8 protein-coding genes are annotated in these 14,019 nt (G+C 56.1%); 1 reads left to right on the top strand and 7 read right to left on the bottom strand.

Going from position 1 to position 14,019, the window contains the following annotated elements; all coding sequences use genetic code 11:
- Positions 1–118 precede the first annotated feature (118 nt).
- From HU175_RS16560 to HU175_RS16535, 6 genes are all read right to left on the bottom strand, one after another.
- The gene (locus HU175_RS16560; protein ID WP_176567646.1) at positions 119–2,044 is read right to left on the bottom strand and encodes a sialate O-acetylesterase; all 1,926 of its coding nucleotides are present in this window, start codon (positions 2,042–2,044) and stop codon (positions 119–121) included.
- Between the two features lie 152 nt (positions 2,045–2,196).
- The gene (locus HU175_RS16555) at positions 2,197–3,255 is read right to left on the bottom strand and encodes an endo-1,4-beta-xylanase (RefSeq protein WP_176567645.1); all 1,059 of its coding nucleotides are present in this window, start codon (positions 3,253–3,255) and stop codon (positions 2,197–2,199) included.
- A 126-nt stretch (positions 3,256–3,381) separates the two neighbouring features.
- The gene (locus tag HU175_RS16550; RefSeq protein WP_176567644.1) at positions 3,382–4,434 is read right to left on the bottom strand and encodes a glycoside hydrolase family 43 protein; all 1,053 of its coding nucleotides are present in this window, start codon (positions 4,432–4,434) and stop codon (positions 3,382–3,384) included.
- A 189-nt stretch (positions 4,435–4,623) separates the two neighbouring features.
- Complete coding sequence (locus HU175_RS16545; RefSeq protein ID WP_176567643.1) at positions 4,624–5,427, bottom strand: SDR family NAD(P)-dependent oxidoreductase; 804 nt, start codon at positions 5,425–5,427, stop codon at positions 4,624–4,626.
- Positions 5,428–7,533 (bottom strand): alpha-glucuronidase family glycosyl hydrolase, encoded by a 2,106-nt coding sequence (locus tag HU175_RS16540; protein ID WP_176567642.1) that lies wholly within the window; start codon positions 7,531–7,533, stop codon positions 5,428–5,430.
- A gap of 79 nt (positions 7,534–7,612) precedes the next feature.
- On the bottom strand, positions 7,613–10,495 hold the full coding sequence (locus HU175_RS16535) for a glycosyl hydrolase 115 family protein (RefSeq protein ID WP_176567641.1): 2,883 nt from the start codon (positions 10,493–10,495) through the stop codon (positions 7,613–7,615).
- 459 nt (positions 10,496–10,954) lie between these two features.
- Here HU175_RS16535 and HU175_RS16530 point away from each other — a divergent pair, with 459 nt between their 5' ends.
- Positions 10,955–11,986: a LacI family DNA-binding transcriptional regulator gene (locus tag HU175_RS16530; protein WP_176567640.1), complete on the top strand. Its 1,032-nt coding sequence runs from the start codon at positions 10,955–10,957 to the stop codon at positions 11,984–11,986.
- Between the two features lie 134 nt (positions 11,987–12,120).
- Here HU175_RS16530 and HU175_RS16525 read toward each other — a convergent pair whose 3' ends face one another.
- On the bottom strand, positions 12,121–13,989 hold the full coding sequence (locus HU175_RS16525) for a CocE/NonD family hydrolase (RefSeq protein WP_176567639.1): 1,869 nt from the start codon (positions 13,987–13,989) through the stop codon (positions 12,121–12,123).
- Positions 13,990–14,019 lie beyond the last annotated feature (30 nt).

The following is a 14,019-nucleotide window of genomic DNA, read 5'->3' as shown; positions in this document are numbered from 1 at the left end:
AAAACCCCTAAATCCCCTGAAGGACGGTCGGCCGCTGCCGGACTTTTCTCATGCTAGGATAAAGTCAGGCAGCGGCCGACCGTCCTTCAGGGGATTTAGGGGTTGGGCAGATGAGCTATCACTTATCCGTGCGAAACGGTGAAGCGGGTAACCCTTCTTTGTTGATCAGATTGGCGTTGACCGGGTTATCAGCCCAGGCGTAGCGGACGTACTGCGGGTTCGGTACGTCGTCGCTCGACACAACGACGGTGTTGCCCTCGATTTTGGCGTTGGCCCAGACAAATTTCTTGTCGGCACCGGCAATGGCGAAGTCACCGGGCGCTTCGTCGTCGCGGGTTGTCAGGCCACTGCCGGTGTTGGTAAAGCTGATCGTGATTTTGTTGCCGTTGACGTTGGCCGATTGGTAGAGCGGTCCCGACGAGACGATATTCTCACCGTAAGCTGTTTTCAGCGCGGCCAGCGCCAGCCGTTCCCCGACGTCTTTTTTATTGTCGGGATGGATGTCGTTCCACTCGCCCAGGTCGATGGCAACGACCATCGCCGTATTCGGCACCGAGAGCGAACTGAGCTGGGATTCGCGGAGAACGGCCCAGCCACTTTCCGACGGCTGGTAACTGTAGTCCATGAAGCCGGGTAACTGAACGTACAGGAAGGGCAGCGTGCCCTGCTGCCATTTACTGCGCCAGTCATCGATCAGGGCGGGCAGTAGTTGGGCGTATTCGGCCGGCTTTCCGGCGTTGCTTTCGCCCTGATACCAGCAAAATCCTTTGATGGCGTACTTGATTTCGGGTGCTACCATCGCATTATACAGAGCCGTCGGCTGATTTTGTGCGCTAATACCGCCAGCAAAACCACCACCCTGAATAGGCTGAAATGCTACACCGACTTTGTACTGCCACGTACCTTTCAGATCGACCGTGTCGGCACCGGCAAACAGGCTGTACGGCTTGTCGGGGACGAAGCCGCCCTTTCCGCCGTTGTTGGTCACCCGCACGACAAAAACGTTCTTCCCGGCTTTCAACACGTCGGTGGGTAGTTTGTACCGGCGCTGGGGATACATGTACGTGGTCCGGCCCACCGATTTACCGTTTACGTACAGCTCATCGGCATCGACGATCCGGCCCAAAAACACCGTCGCGGGCTTACCGACCATAGCTGCCGGTACATCTACCTCGCGCCGGTACCAGACAATGCCGTTGAGGTCTTTCACACCCTGATCTTCCCAGTAGCCCGGCACGTTGATCGGTCGCCAGCCTTTGGGTGCGTAGGCTTGGTCGTACCACTTCGTCGCGCCCGTCATGCCCAGATCGACGGGCGGAGCGGGCCGGGGCATAGCCAATTGCCGACGCGTCAGGCCGTTGACATAGCTGGTATCTTTGTTTTTGGCCACTGTTGCTTCGAGCGCCGAAAACTCGTTCAGCCCGCTTTCGCTGATCCAGGCTTCGATGGGCGTCCCGCCGACGCTGGCGTTGATGATGCCCACCGGTATGTTGTACTGCTGATGAATTTTCTTCGCGAAGAAATAAGCCACCGCCGAAAACGGACGGACGTCCTGACCAACCGCTTTTTTCCACTGTCCATTGGGTACGTCGCTTTGCGGTCCTTGCAGGCTGGTAAGCGTCGGTACCCAGAACTGCCGGATTTGCGGGTAGTTGGCCGTCGCAATTTCGTTGGCGTACGTAACGTCGTGGATATTTAGCTGGTGCACCATGTTGCTTTGCCCGCTGCAGAACCAGACATCGCCGATCAGGATGTCCTTGACGCTGAGCTGCGTGTTGCCGGCGATGTCCATCGTAAACGGGCCACCGGCTTTCATAGGCGATAGCTTAACCTGCCATTTGCCACTCGCGTCGGTCGTGGTTTTGTAGCTTTTTCCACTGAAGCGTATTGCGATTTTTTCGCCAGGAGTGGCCCAGCCCCAGATGGTGAGGGGCGTGTCGCGCTGCAACACCATACCGTCGCTGATCAGACTGGGTACGCGCAACTGGGCCTGTGTTGTCAGGCTAACAAATACGAGCAGACAAATCCAGACGAACGGTTTCATTGGGGGAGATAGGTTATGGGGGAGTTTCTTTGTCATCCCGACGGTAGGAGGGATCTTCAGTAACAGGCGATTTACTTGCTCTCACCGCACCGGCGGGCCGGAGAAGATCCCTCCTGGCGTCGGGATGACAGAAAAGGTCGAAACAAAAAACGCTAGAAGCGTACGACGCCTTCGTAGGCTTTTTTGGGTGCGCCGTTCTGGTCGAACAGAAGCGGGTAATCTTTGCGGCCCGGCACCGGGAAATTGTCCAGCCATGAATAGCGGTCGGTGAGGTTCCAGAACGTGACGCCGGTAATCGTGTTGCGGTGCTTGCGGAACACCTCGAACAGCATCTTGTACTGAGCTGCCTGCTTGTCGTTCATGGCAGGTGTAAACTCACTTTTGTCGGTTGGTCGTCGCGCCCGTCGTTCGTGCTCCTTAGGGTACACAGACACATCGACCTCCGTAAATTGCACCTTCAGCCCCAGGCTGGCGAACTTCGTAATCGATTCTTCCAGCTCCTGCCGCGTGGGCTCGTAAATCGACCAGTGGGCTTGCAAGCCTACGCCGTTGATGGGTACGCCTTTGGCCTTCAGCTTCTTCAGTAGTTGAAAAATGCGCTCCCGCTTGGACGGGTTTTCCGTGTTGTAGTCATTGTAAAACAACTGCGCGTTAGGGTCGGCTTCGTGCGCGTACTGAAACGCTTTCTCGATGTAATCTTCGCCGATGATTTCCAGAAACCGCGTCTTCCGATAAATGGCTGTGCTCGTGTCGGGGACGGCTTCGTTGACCACGTCCCAGGCGTAGATCGTACCCTTATAGCGGGTCATGACGTCGGTGATGTGCCGTTTCAGCCGGGCCAGTAACACGTCGCGGCTCACGGTTTTGCCGGTCGAATCTACGAACAGCCAGGCTGGCGTCTGGTTATGCCAGCAGAGTGTGTGGCCCCGGAGCTTGATGTTGTTCTGCTTGGCAAAGTCAGCGATGGCGTCGGCGTCTTTCCAGTTGTAGCGATTCTCTTCGGGGTGGATTGGCCCCATCTTCATCGCGTTTTCGGGTGTCATGCTGTTGAACTGCGCCTTGATCAACTCTGCATCCGGACCGGGCTGCACCATGCGCGGATTCACGGCGACACCAATCGGAAAGTAGTCTTTGTAGTAATCCTTCAGCCCTTTTTCTGGTGCGATGAACGCTACCGACAACAGCAGTAGAAATAACGAACGAAAGCGCATAGTTGAGTAGGAAAGGTGCCCGTCTCTTGTAGGTCGGGCAGGGTTAAGGTAGAGGGAGACTGGTGAATATTTTTGTCATCCCGCGCCGGCGGACCGGTCGGGATGACAAAAAAGTATATCCAAAATTTACTGGTACGCGTCGATTGTTTTGATCGTGCCGTCGGGGTTGTAAGTCAGTTCGGTGACCTTCACATTACGCAGGTGCGTCTTGCCCGACAGTTGCGTGTCGTGGTAAAACAGGTACCATTTGCCGTCTTTCTCAACGATCGAATGGTGGTTCGTCCAGCCCAATACCGGCTTCAGCAGCACACCTTTGTACGTGAACGGTCCGTACGGGCTGTCGCCCATCGCGTAGCACAGGTTGTGCGTGTCGCCGGTCGAGTACGACAGATAGTATTTGCCCTTGTACTTGTGCAGCCAGGACCCTTCGAAAAAGCGTTTGTCATTGTCTTTCTCGGTGAAGAGCTTGCCGTTTTCGTCCAGTAACTGAATGGCTTTTACCGGCTCGGCCAGTTCTTTCATGTCGTTACTTAGCCGGGCTACGCGGGGCAGATACGCCACTTCATCGGGCTTCTTCAGTGCCCCTTTTGCGTCGTACTGATTGTTGTCCCAGCGCTGCAATTGACCACCCCAGATGCCGCCAAAGTAGATGTATGCTTTGCCATCGGTATCCTGGAAAACGCAGGGGTCGATGCTGTAGGTGCCTTTCATCGGTTGCGGTTCGGCCTTGAACGGACCAACCGGGCTCTTGCTGGTTGCGACGCCAAGCCGGAACACGTCCTGCTTGTCTTTGACGGGGAAATACAGGTAATACGTCCCGTTTTTGTAAGCAGCATCGGGCGCCCAGAGTTGCCGACCCGCCCACGGAATATCCTTGATGTCGAGCGCCACACCATTGTCTTTTACGGGACCGCCGACTTTATCCATCGACAGCACGTGGTAATCGCGCATGGCAAAGTGACCACCGTCGTCATCTTCTTTTACGTCTTTCGCGTCGATGTCGTGCGACGGGTAGATGTAGATCTTGCCGTTGAAGACGTGGGCTGATGGGTCAGCGGTGTAGATATGCGATACCAGCGGCTGCGAAATGGGGTTTTTGCCGCTATTAGTCTGGGCAAAGGCCGATAGTGAAAGACAGCTCAGCGCGGCTAGCGCCAGTGAAATGCGAATACGTTTCATGCGTGGGTTTTGACGGTGACTAAGTTGTTTTAGATGACTGATTGTCAGTGTGTTTTTTGTCATCCCGAGCCTGCGAGGGATCTTCTGTAGCAGGCGATTTGGCTTGCCATTACAGAAGATCCCTCGCAGGCTCGGGATGACAAAAAGATACTCATATTTTGCTAGTAGTCAATGTGATAGTAACATGATCTAAAAACCAATCGAGTTGCCGCCGTCAACGGGGAGCGACGCACCGGTGATGTACCGGGCCGCTTCCGACGCCAGGAAAACGGCCGCCCAGCCGATATCCTGCGGCTGACCGAACGTACCCATGGGCGTCCGGCGCATGGCGCGGGCGAAGCGGTCGGGGTCGCCACCCATCGCCGTTTTGCTCATGGCCGTTTCGATGAAACCCGGCGCAATGGCATTCACCCGTACCCCTTTTCCCGACCATTCCGACGCCAGAATTTTGACCATCCCTTCCACCGCCGACTTCGACGCCCCGTAGGCCGCGACCCGGTCGATACCGTAATAAGCCGCCATCGACGAAATCATAATGACGACACCGCTGTTTCGCTCGACCATGCGGGTAGCGCAGGCGCGTGTCAGCGAAAAAACGGCGTTCAGGTTCGTGTGTACGACCCGGTCGAATTCCTCATCGGTGACCTCCAGCGCGGGCTTTTTCATGTTGATGCCCGCGTTGTTGACCAGAATGTCGATGGGACCGTACTGACGTTCGATGGTGTCGACCAGCTGGTCCAGTTCGGCGCGTACCGTCACGTCGTTGACCATATAATTCGCTTTGGGACCCAGTGTCTCGACCGCGTCGATCAGGGGTTGTTCCCGGCGGCCCGTCACGATGACGTCGGCCCCGGCCAGGGTCATGCACCGGGCGATGTCGAAGCCGATGCCGCTGCCCCCACCGGTGATGAGCGCGCGTTTGCCTTCCAGCGAAAAAACGGATGGTGTGGGTGTCAGCAGCGCCGTGTCGGCTGCGTGTTCGTTGGTAGTCATCTAACGTAGTAAGTAAATGTCAACAGATTTCTTTACATCGTCCAGCGTCTGTTCGGGTTGCTTGAACGGGGCAGGAATGGACTTTTTCGCAAATTCCTGGAGGTACAGCACCCAGGCGTCGCGCCACCAGATGGCTTCCCGCTGCTGCGTTGCCAGCCGACCCGCTACGTCGGTGTACAGCGCCGGGCCGATGGCAGGTTTCGCCAGTGTCCATTCCTGCTGGAGCCAGCGCACCGAATCGGCACCGGTGTAAAACCGGGTACAGAGTTCATCCCAGAGCGTGCGACCCGTCGCGAGTTGTTTGGTCCAGGGAACATGGTGAAACCATAATAGGTAGGGTAGGGGGCAGGTGCTCGCGTTTTCCCACTGTCGACGCACCTCCGGTCGATACTGCGCCAGCGCGTTGCTACCCGTCGCCGTCCGGTCGAAGCCCAGCCCGATGGAGTCGGCGCGGTGGTAGTAGACGGCTGTCCAGTCGGGGCGGGGGCTTTTGTTCTGCCAGGGTTCGGGGGCGAAGTGAACGCCCGTCCAGGGGCGCGACAGGCCGAGGGGGGCGTTGTAATCCACGTAAATATCCCGCGAGCGGAGCAGCATGGACCTGACGTGCGAAACGGCCTGTGGCTGATGGGTTAGCGTCATGTTTATCCACTCGTCGGCAATGGCCGCTGAAGTCAGCGTATGGTCCCAGGCGAGCCGGCCAAAGGCGTACCAGTTGGCCTGCGCCAGCGGGTTGCCCGTCCAGTTGCGGTCGGAACCCGTGTTGGCTACCCCCGCCATCAGCGTCTGTGAATAGCCGTGCAGACTCCCGTCGACAACCTTTGCCACCGTCGATCCCTTGCCAGCCGCGTAGGTGTCCGATTCCAAGCATTCTTTGAACAAAGGTGCTTCGTAGACAAGGTGCGTAGCAAAACCGAGGTACTCCTGTGTTAGCTGAAATTCGATACCCAGTGGGGTTTTGGGCATGGCCCCGAACAGGGGTGAAAAGGGCTCCCGGGGTTGAAAATCGATCGGTCCGTTCTTGACCTGCACAATCACTTTCGGGTCGAACTGCCCATCAAACGGGGTAAACTCTTCGTAGGCGGCTTTGAACCGATCGGCTTTCGGGTCGGCCTTGTAGACGAACGCCCGCCAGATCACCACGCCCGGAAACGGCTTCATAGCAGCCGCCAGCATGTTAGCCCCGTCGACGTGCGTGCGGCCGTAGTCCTGCGGGCCGGGTTCACCTTCCGAGTTGGCTTTCACCAGAAAACCGCCGAAATCCGGGATGTAGCGGTGAATCTCCGCCGTTTTGTCGGCCCACCACTTGCGCACCTCCGGGTCGAGGGGGTCGGATGTTTTGAGGCCGCCCAGCGTTTTGGGAGCCGCGAAATAGACCGACAGGTACACCTTGATGCCGTAGGGTCGCATAACGCCGGCCAGGGCGGCTACCTTTTGCAGGTACTCGCCCGTCAGCATCCGCGCACTGGCGTTGACGTTGTTGACAACGGTGCCGTTGATGCCCAGCGACGCATTGGCGCGGGCGTAGTCTTTGTAGCGTGGGTCGATGGTTTCGGGCAATTCCGACCATTTCCAGAGCGAACCGCCCGCGTAGCCCCGCTCAATGGTACCGTTTGGATTGTCCCAATGGTTCAGCATCCGCAGCTTTACTTTCGGACTGCTTACCAGATTGATGTTGTCGAGCGATTGACTGGTCTGCAACTGACGAAGCAGCGCAAACGTACCGTACAGCACACCCACGTCGGTTTTGCCCATCACCAGAATATTTCCCTGCCGCTTTACGATCCGATAGCCTTCCTCATTCAGCCCGTTGGCATCGGCACCGGAAACGCCCACGGTCAGTATAATGCCGCCCTGCCGGGTTCCGGCGCTTGCAATGACAGGCACCGCTGTTCCTAGCAACCCCTGTAGACCCAACTGCAACTCACTGGTCGCGGCCGTCAGGACGGGCGACGAGCCGGTGACCGCGATAAATTGAGCCGAACGGGCGTACCCCGATCGGACGGTAGCGTCAGTAAGTCGGTCGTATTTAAGCCAGAGCCGGTACCCATCGTCGGCAAACGTGACGTGGGTCAGGAGCAGCAGGCCAATCAGCAATAGTCGGTTCATGAATGGGTATAGTAGCGGTTGTTGTTAGATTTTACTTTCTTATTTTCTGTCATCCCGACGACAGGCAAAAACGCTTGGCTCACTTATGACTCGTGCTTGCTGCATCGCGCCGGAAGCTTTCGGGTGGACCCAGGTAGCTGGGTTTGACGCCACCCCGGTCGATGACGAATTTCTGCACGACAACCGCCGGATCGACCAGCCAGTAATTCAGCGTGTGCGTACCGGGTTTCGTCAACCGATGCTTCGTTGTCAGGATGCGAATGTTGTTGGCAACCGACTGCTCCCAGACCCGCCCGGTTTCGTTGGCGTGCATGTTGATCAGTTGGGGTGCTTCATCGTCGAAGGAGATGGCGAAACGCAGGCCTTTATTGTCGTTGAAATTCAGCGTTGGCGAAACGTAGGTTTGTACCTGTACCGTACCGCTGTCGGCCAGAACCACCTGATACGCCAGCCGGGGTGAGTGTCCACCAGGCTGCTCAAAGGCGGACGCTGTAACCGGTGCAATGGTCATGCCCCCCGCCGTGCGGCCAATGTCGGGTAGTCGCTGCCAGGTAGCTGTGGCCGTTTCAATCGTATGCGTCGGGTGTTCGGCGTCGATGGACACATAGCCGTTGCTTTCCACGAAGCCAGCCGACGTATCGGGCTGGGTAGCTGCTGGGTTGTTGACAACCGCCTGCACAATAACCCGTTGCCCGTTGGGGCCGGTCAGCGTAATCGGTACCTGCTGCGTGCCGGCGGGTACCTGTTTCCAGTTGACGCCGACAAGCAGCCGCGTCTCCTGCCCGACGGTTCCGCCGGTCGTCGACAACGTAAGCCACGGAGCACCGGCGCTGGCCTGAAACGCAAAGGGCGTTTGCCCCCGGTTGAAGAGGTCAATGTAGTACGTCTGCTGGTTGTATTTATCAAACGTCGGTAACGTCAGCCCACCGCTCGCGCTACCGGGAAACCAGTCGTCGCTGCCTTCAATGGCAACGCCCATATCGGCCGCCGTCGGTACGCTGATCGTTTCGACTTTCGGCATGCTGTTCTGGTTGGGCTGTTGCCAGTAGGTGTAGCCGATGTGGGTCTGATCCATGATGTGCGTCCATTTCCCACCGGCCAGCGTGTCGTTGTAGAAGCGCGTAATCTGCGCATCCCGCTCAAACAGCGTTTTCACCCGGTCGGCAAGGCTGTTCGTCGTAGCCCGGCCCTGTTTGGCATATAGTCGGTTTCGCCCCGCCGTTACGTATAGCTCGTTCAGCGTCGCGCTGGCTTTGACGGGGTGCAGTACCAGTTGAAAATAAGCGTCCTGATACGATTTAGGTAAGTCTTTGCCGATGCGTTCGGCTTCCGCCAGCAGTTGATTATAGTCAGCCACAACGCGCTCGGCTTCGCGGTAGTGGGTCAGGCTGTACGTATCCGGGCTAAGCAGTTCGGGTTTGCGTCGGGCGTTGTACTGCGTATAGGTCGTCAGGATATGGGCGATGGGGTCGGCATGTTTCGGCCCGAACTGCTTTTCAGCCCAGATGCGGGTATAGTCCGTCAGTTTGTCGGCGGGCCAGGCATTGGGATTCCAGGCGTAGTCGAGAAAAAACTCGATGGGAAATTCCATCGGTTTAATGTCGCCCACGTTCACAATCCAGAGCTGATCGACGCCGTGTTCGTAGGCCAGATGCATCTGTTCCCGCGTCCGGGCAATGGTGTTGGTGTTGATCCACTTGTAGTTGCGGGGCCCGCCAACATAGTCGTAATGGTAATAGATGCCGTATCCGCCTTTGCGCTTCGGCGTCCCAATAGCCGGAAGCTTGCGAAGATTGCCCCAGTTGTCGTCGCAGAGCAGCAGCGTCACGTCGTCGGGAACGCGCATGCCTTTGTCGTAGTAGTCCTGCACTTCCTTGTAAAGTGCCCATGACTGGGGTGTTTCGGATGCCGGTTTGCCCGTTACGTCGCTGATGATGGCGCGCTGGTCGGCGACGATTTTTTCGAGCAGGGCGGTAGCGGTTTCGCGGCTCATGGGTTCGTCGCCGTCGCCCCGCATCCCGACGCTCAGCACACTTTCGTTAGTACCCATCCGCTCGACGCTTTTGCGCCAGAAGGCCCGCAGCGTCGAATCGTTGGTCTGGTAATTCCACGGTCCCTTGCCGTACCGACGCCATTCGTCGTGCGCCCGCATCAGCGGCTCGTGGTGCGAGGTGCCGATCACGACACCGTATTCGTCGGCCAGTTTAGGGTTCTGCGGATCGTCGTCGTAGAAAGCGTTTCCCCACATGGCAGGCCACAGGTAGTTGCCTTTCATACGCAGAATCAGCTCGAATACGTGTTCGTAGAACTGGTGGTTGAACCCACCGAATTTGGCTTTCGTCCAGCCCGAAAGAGCCGGAGCTTCGTCGTTGATGAAAATGCCCCGGTACTTCACCGCCGGCGTACCCGCCGTATGCTTACCCGGCAACACGTACAGCGCCTTCTGCGGTTGTACCGGTACGTCGGCCCACCAATGCCAGGGCGATACGCCGATCTGCGCCGATAGGTCGTACAGCCCGTAGATGGTACCCCGTTTGTCGCTGCCCACAATGACCAGCGCCCGGTCGACGCCTGGCATGGGTTTGTCGACCACCTGCGTCACGTACGTTTCCCACTTACCGGACAGACTGGAAAGATCAATTTTCTTATCGCTGACCAGCTTGTCGATCAGCGGATTTTTGCCGAGCGTGCCGATCAGAATCAGTTCTTTGGGGCTTTTCTGATCGGGCGATAGCGCTGGTTTCGCTCCCGTTACCCGGATAATGTCGGTCTCCAGGCTTTTCATAGCCCGACGTACGCCGGCATATTCGTCATGACCGGTCACCATGAACGCTACCTGCCCCTTTATCGTGAGCGGAAACCGGCCCTTTCCCGGCTGCGTGGATACGTAGTGGTTAGGAGCAACGGCAAAGCTTTGAAACGACAACGTAGAGAGCAGGAAAACAAGCAGCAACTGTTTCATTCGACAAACGACATTGATCTCTGATAACGGCTGGCTTGTTAGCGATAACAATCCAGCCGCGCTGCTCCGATTAAGCTGACCTGCTAGTTACCGACGCAGTCACTGAACTATGAATGATTAGCCTTCACCAACAAGCTTTATGTCCAGGACGTAACATAACAGTACGCCATCGACTCTTCCCGCTTAAATCAATTCAGATACTATTATTGTACAAATATTTTTAAGTAAATGTAAAAATGCAATCGATTGCAAAAAATAACTGTAAGCGTGTAAAAACAGAATCATACGGCGACTCTCCTCGTCGTGATTGTATGGCCGAAGATGACCGATTTTGCCGCCTGTATCGGATTTATGTCTATTGTTGTGATACGTCTTACCAGCGTGGTTATAACGCTGGACTAACCATCAAATGGAACGGACGGCCTGCTTCCTTACTACAATAGACCGTAAACGGGGAATATGCACAAGGAAATAACCATTTACGACATAGCGAAACGCTTACAGTACTCCCCCGCTACGGTTAGTCGGGCGCTGAATGATCACCCCGCCATCCGGCCTGATACCAAAGAACTGATCAGTGCAACGGCCGAGCAGATGGGCTATCGGTTTAATCGGTTAGCCAGTAATCTGCGCCGTCAGAAGACGTCGATCCTGGGCGTAATCGTGCCGCGGCTCAACAGCAACTTTATGTCGAGAGTACTGTCTGGCATGGAAAAAGTAGCGAACGAAGTGGCCTACAACCTGATCATCACCCAATCACTGGAGTCTGCCCACAAAGAGATTGCGAACGTAAAAACCTTGTTCGATAGTCGGGTTGACGGGCTGCTGGTGTCGACATCTTACGAAACGAATTCAACGGAGTCGTTCGAACCGTTTGTGCGTAAGGGAATACCGGTGCTTTTTTTCGACCGGGCCATGCCTCATCCGCAATGCACCAGCGTTGTCATCGACAACAATCGGGCGGGGTATCAGGCCACCCAACACCTGATCGAGCAGGGATGCACCCGCATTGCTCACGTCACGGGTCCGGTACGCCGAAACGTCTATCAGGATCGCCTGCTGGGTTATCAGCGGGCGCTTTTCGAAGCGAACCTGCCCGCTGACGATGCGTTGATTATTGAGTCTGATCTGAGCTTTGAGGCTGGCGTTCAGGCGGTTCGACGATTATTGTCAATGGCTCAACCGCCCGATGGTATTTTTGTGGCGAATGATTTCTGTGCTACCGGCTGCATCACGGCACTCAAACAGGCAGGCGTTTCTGTTCCGCACGATGTGGCCGTAGTCGGTTTTAACGACGATCCGGTAGCCCAGGTTATCGAGCCGTCCCTCACCACCGTCCATTATGACGGCGAGACAATGGGGGAGGTGGCCATGCGCAGCCTTATTAACCTGCTGAACGACGTTTCCGGTAGACAGATGATGAACCCGCTCGTTCTGGGTGCGGAACTGGTTATCCGGGCTTCGTCAGTCAGACAGTCCAGAAATCGCTAAAAATGTAAACGATCCGGGGTTAGAAGCCCCGGGGTTTGGGGTATGAAACCTGTCCGAGGCTCCGTAGGGGTACCATCGGGCGGATTGTTGGCAAACCCGCCCGATGACAGTCCGGTAAAACTGCGCTCTGGTGGCTATTTAATCACCGGCAGAATGATCTTGCTGGCGGCTGTTGGGTTGTGGTGTATCTGAATGGTTGATTTCTGGAAATCACTGGGTTTGGCGTGGTAGATGTCCACGTATTTCTGCGGGTTGCGATCCACCAGCGGGAACCAGGTACTTTGCACCTGCACCATAACCCGGTGCCCTTTCTTAAACGTATGCGCTACATCGGGCAGGGTGTATTTTACCTGCGTTACCTGATTGGGAACGAACGGTTCCGGCTTTTCGAAACTGTTGCGGAAACGCCCCCGGAACACCTCGCCCCGAATCAGCATCTCGTAACCGTTCACGATGTACGTATCGGTTGGGCTGTATTGAAAATCGTCCGGGAAAACATCAATCAGCTTAACGATGAAATCGGCGTCGGTACCTGTCATGCTCACCATCAGGTCAGCCACGAGCGGGCCAGCCAGGGTCAGATCTTCGCTCAGAATTTCAGTCTGGAACGTCAGGACGTCAGGTCGGGTAGACGCAAACCGCTGGTCGTCGGTCATGTACTCGCGGGTGCGGGCCGCTTTGATACCTTCCGCGTAGGGAACGGGTTTCGCCGGATCACTGACGTATTCACTGTGGGCGTTTGCTACGCTTGGCTGTTTAAAGCTCAATCCGCCTTGTGGCTGCATATACATCGACTGTTCGGCACTGGCAGCCGGGGGCCACTGCTCAAATTGCTTCCAGTTATTTTCGCCGGTGAAAAAGACGGTGGCTTCCTTAATGTTGTCGACATTGCCTTTGCCTTTCAGGTGGTAGTTAAAGAAAGGTACTTCGAACTTCTGGGCGTAATACTCACTGGTGGGACTGCCAAACTGTACATTCCCCAGTGATGAGCCATCACTGCCGCGCCCGGCCCACTGCCCGTGAAACCAGGGGCCCATGATGATGCGGTTGTTGTTCTTCGCCTTTTTCTCGATGGCCTGATACGTCGTCCAGGCACCAAAGCAGTCTTCGGCGTCGAAGGTACCGCCCACTACCAGCGTAGCAATATTTGGTGAAATAGCCCCGACGAAGTTACGGACGTTACGTGCCTGCCACCAATCGTCGTAGTTGGGGTGTTGCATCATATCGTTCCAGAACCGGACACTGTCGCCCGCAAACCTGGTCAGGTTTGGTAGAGGGCCACTGCGCAGGAAAAACTCGTAACTGTCTTTCGTGGGTACGCTGAAGCCTTTTGGGCCAACCGATGTAGGCTTCGGGTGCGGAAAGCCGAAGCCCCGGCGGAGATAAAAGTTGAACGCGTCCATTTCCATAAACGCGCCGTTGTGGTGAAAATCGTCGCCCAGGAACCAGTCCGTGACGGGGGCCTGCGGACTCACGGCCTTCAAGGCTGGGTGATTACTCAGTGCGGCCATGGTCGAGTAGAAGCCGGGGTACGAAATGCCGAACACGCCCACTTTCTGATTGTTGTTCGGCAGGTTTTTTACCAGCCAGTCGATGGTGTCAAACGTATCACTGGCTTCATCGTAGTCCGTTTTACCTTTTTTGCCGGTTTTGTAGGGGCGCACGTCTTCAAAGACGCCCTCACTCATCCAGCGGCCCCGCACGTCCTGTACAACCATGATGTACCCTTCTTTCAGGTACTCTTTGTAGTGGTTACTGTAGAATGGCCGGTACGCTTTTTCGCCGTAGGGGGCGCAGGAGTAGGGCGTCCGACTGATCAGAATAGGATGCTTTTCTGACTTGTCGTTAGGCAGGTAAATGGAGGTGAACAGGCGGGTGCCGTCCCGCATTGTGATGTACTGCTCCTGCTTGGTGTAGTTGCTCCTAAACCAGGTCGAGTCAGGAATCTGAGCGTTGACAACTATTGATAAAAGGAATAAAAGGCTACAATAAATTTGCTTCATGACGTACGAATCGTTGATTTCAGGTTGTAT

This window comes from Spirosoma sp. KUDC1026 (genome assembly GCF_013375035.1).
In the GTDB taxonomy this organism is placed as follows: Bacteria; Bacteroidota; Bacteroidia; order Cytophagales; family Spirosomataceae; genus Spirosoma.
The sequence above is the reverse complement of the archived record's forward strand: the minus strand, read 5'-3'. Positions and strand labels throughout refer to the sequence as shown.

Bases quoted from the DNA above. Each gene is read 5' to 3' on its own strand.
- HU175_RS16560 (WP_176567646.1), bottom strand. From the start codon at position 2,044: ATGAAACCGTTCGTCTGGATTTGTCTGCTCGTATTTGTTAGCCTGACA.
- HU175_RS16555 (WP_176567645.1), bottom strand. From the start codon at position 3,255: ATGCGCTTTCGTTCGTTATTTCTACTGCTGTTGTCGGTAGCGTTCATC.
- HU175_RS16550 (WP_176567644.1), bottom strand. From the start codon at position 4,434: ATGAAACGTATTCGCATTTCACTGGCGCTAGCCGCGCTGAGCTGTCTT.
- HU175_RS16545 (WP_176567643.1), bottom strand. From the start codon at position 5,427: ATGACTACCAACGAACACGCAGCCGACACGGCGCTGCTGACACCCACA.
- HU175_RS16540 (WP_176567642.1), bottom strand. From the start codon at position 7,533: ATGAACCGACTATTGCTGATTGGCCTGCTGCTCCTGACCCACGTCACG.
- HU175_RS16535 (WP_176567641.1), bottom strand. From the start codon at position 10,495: ATGAAACAGTTGCTGCTTGTTTTCCTGCTCTCTACGTTGTCGTTTCAA.
- HU175_RS16530 (WP_176567640.1), top strand. From the start codon at position 10,955: ATGCACAAGGAAATAACCATTTACGACATAGCGAAACGCTTACAGTAC.
- HU175_RS16525 (WP_176567639.1), bottom strand. From the start codon at position 13,989: ATGAAGCAAATTTATTGTAGCCTTTTATTCCTTTTATCAATAGTTGTC.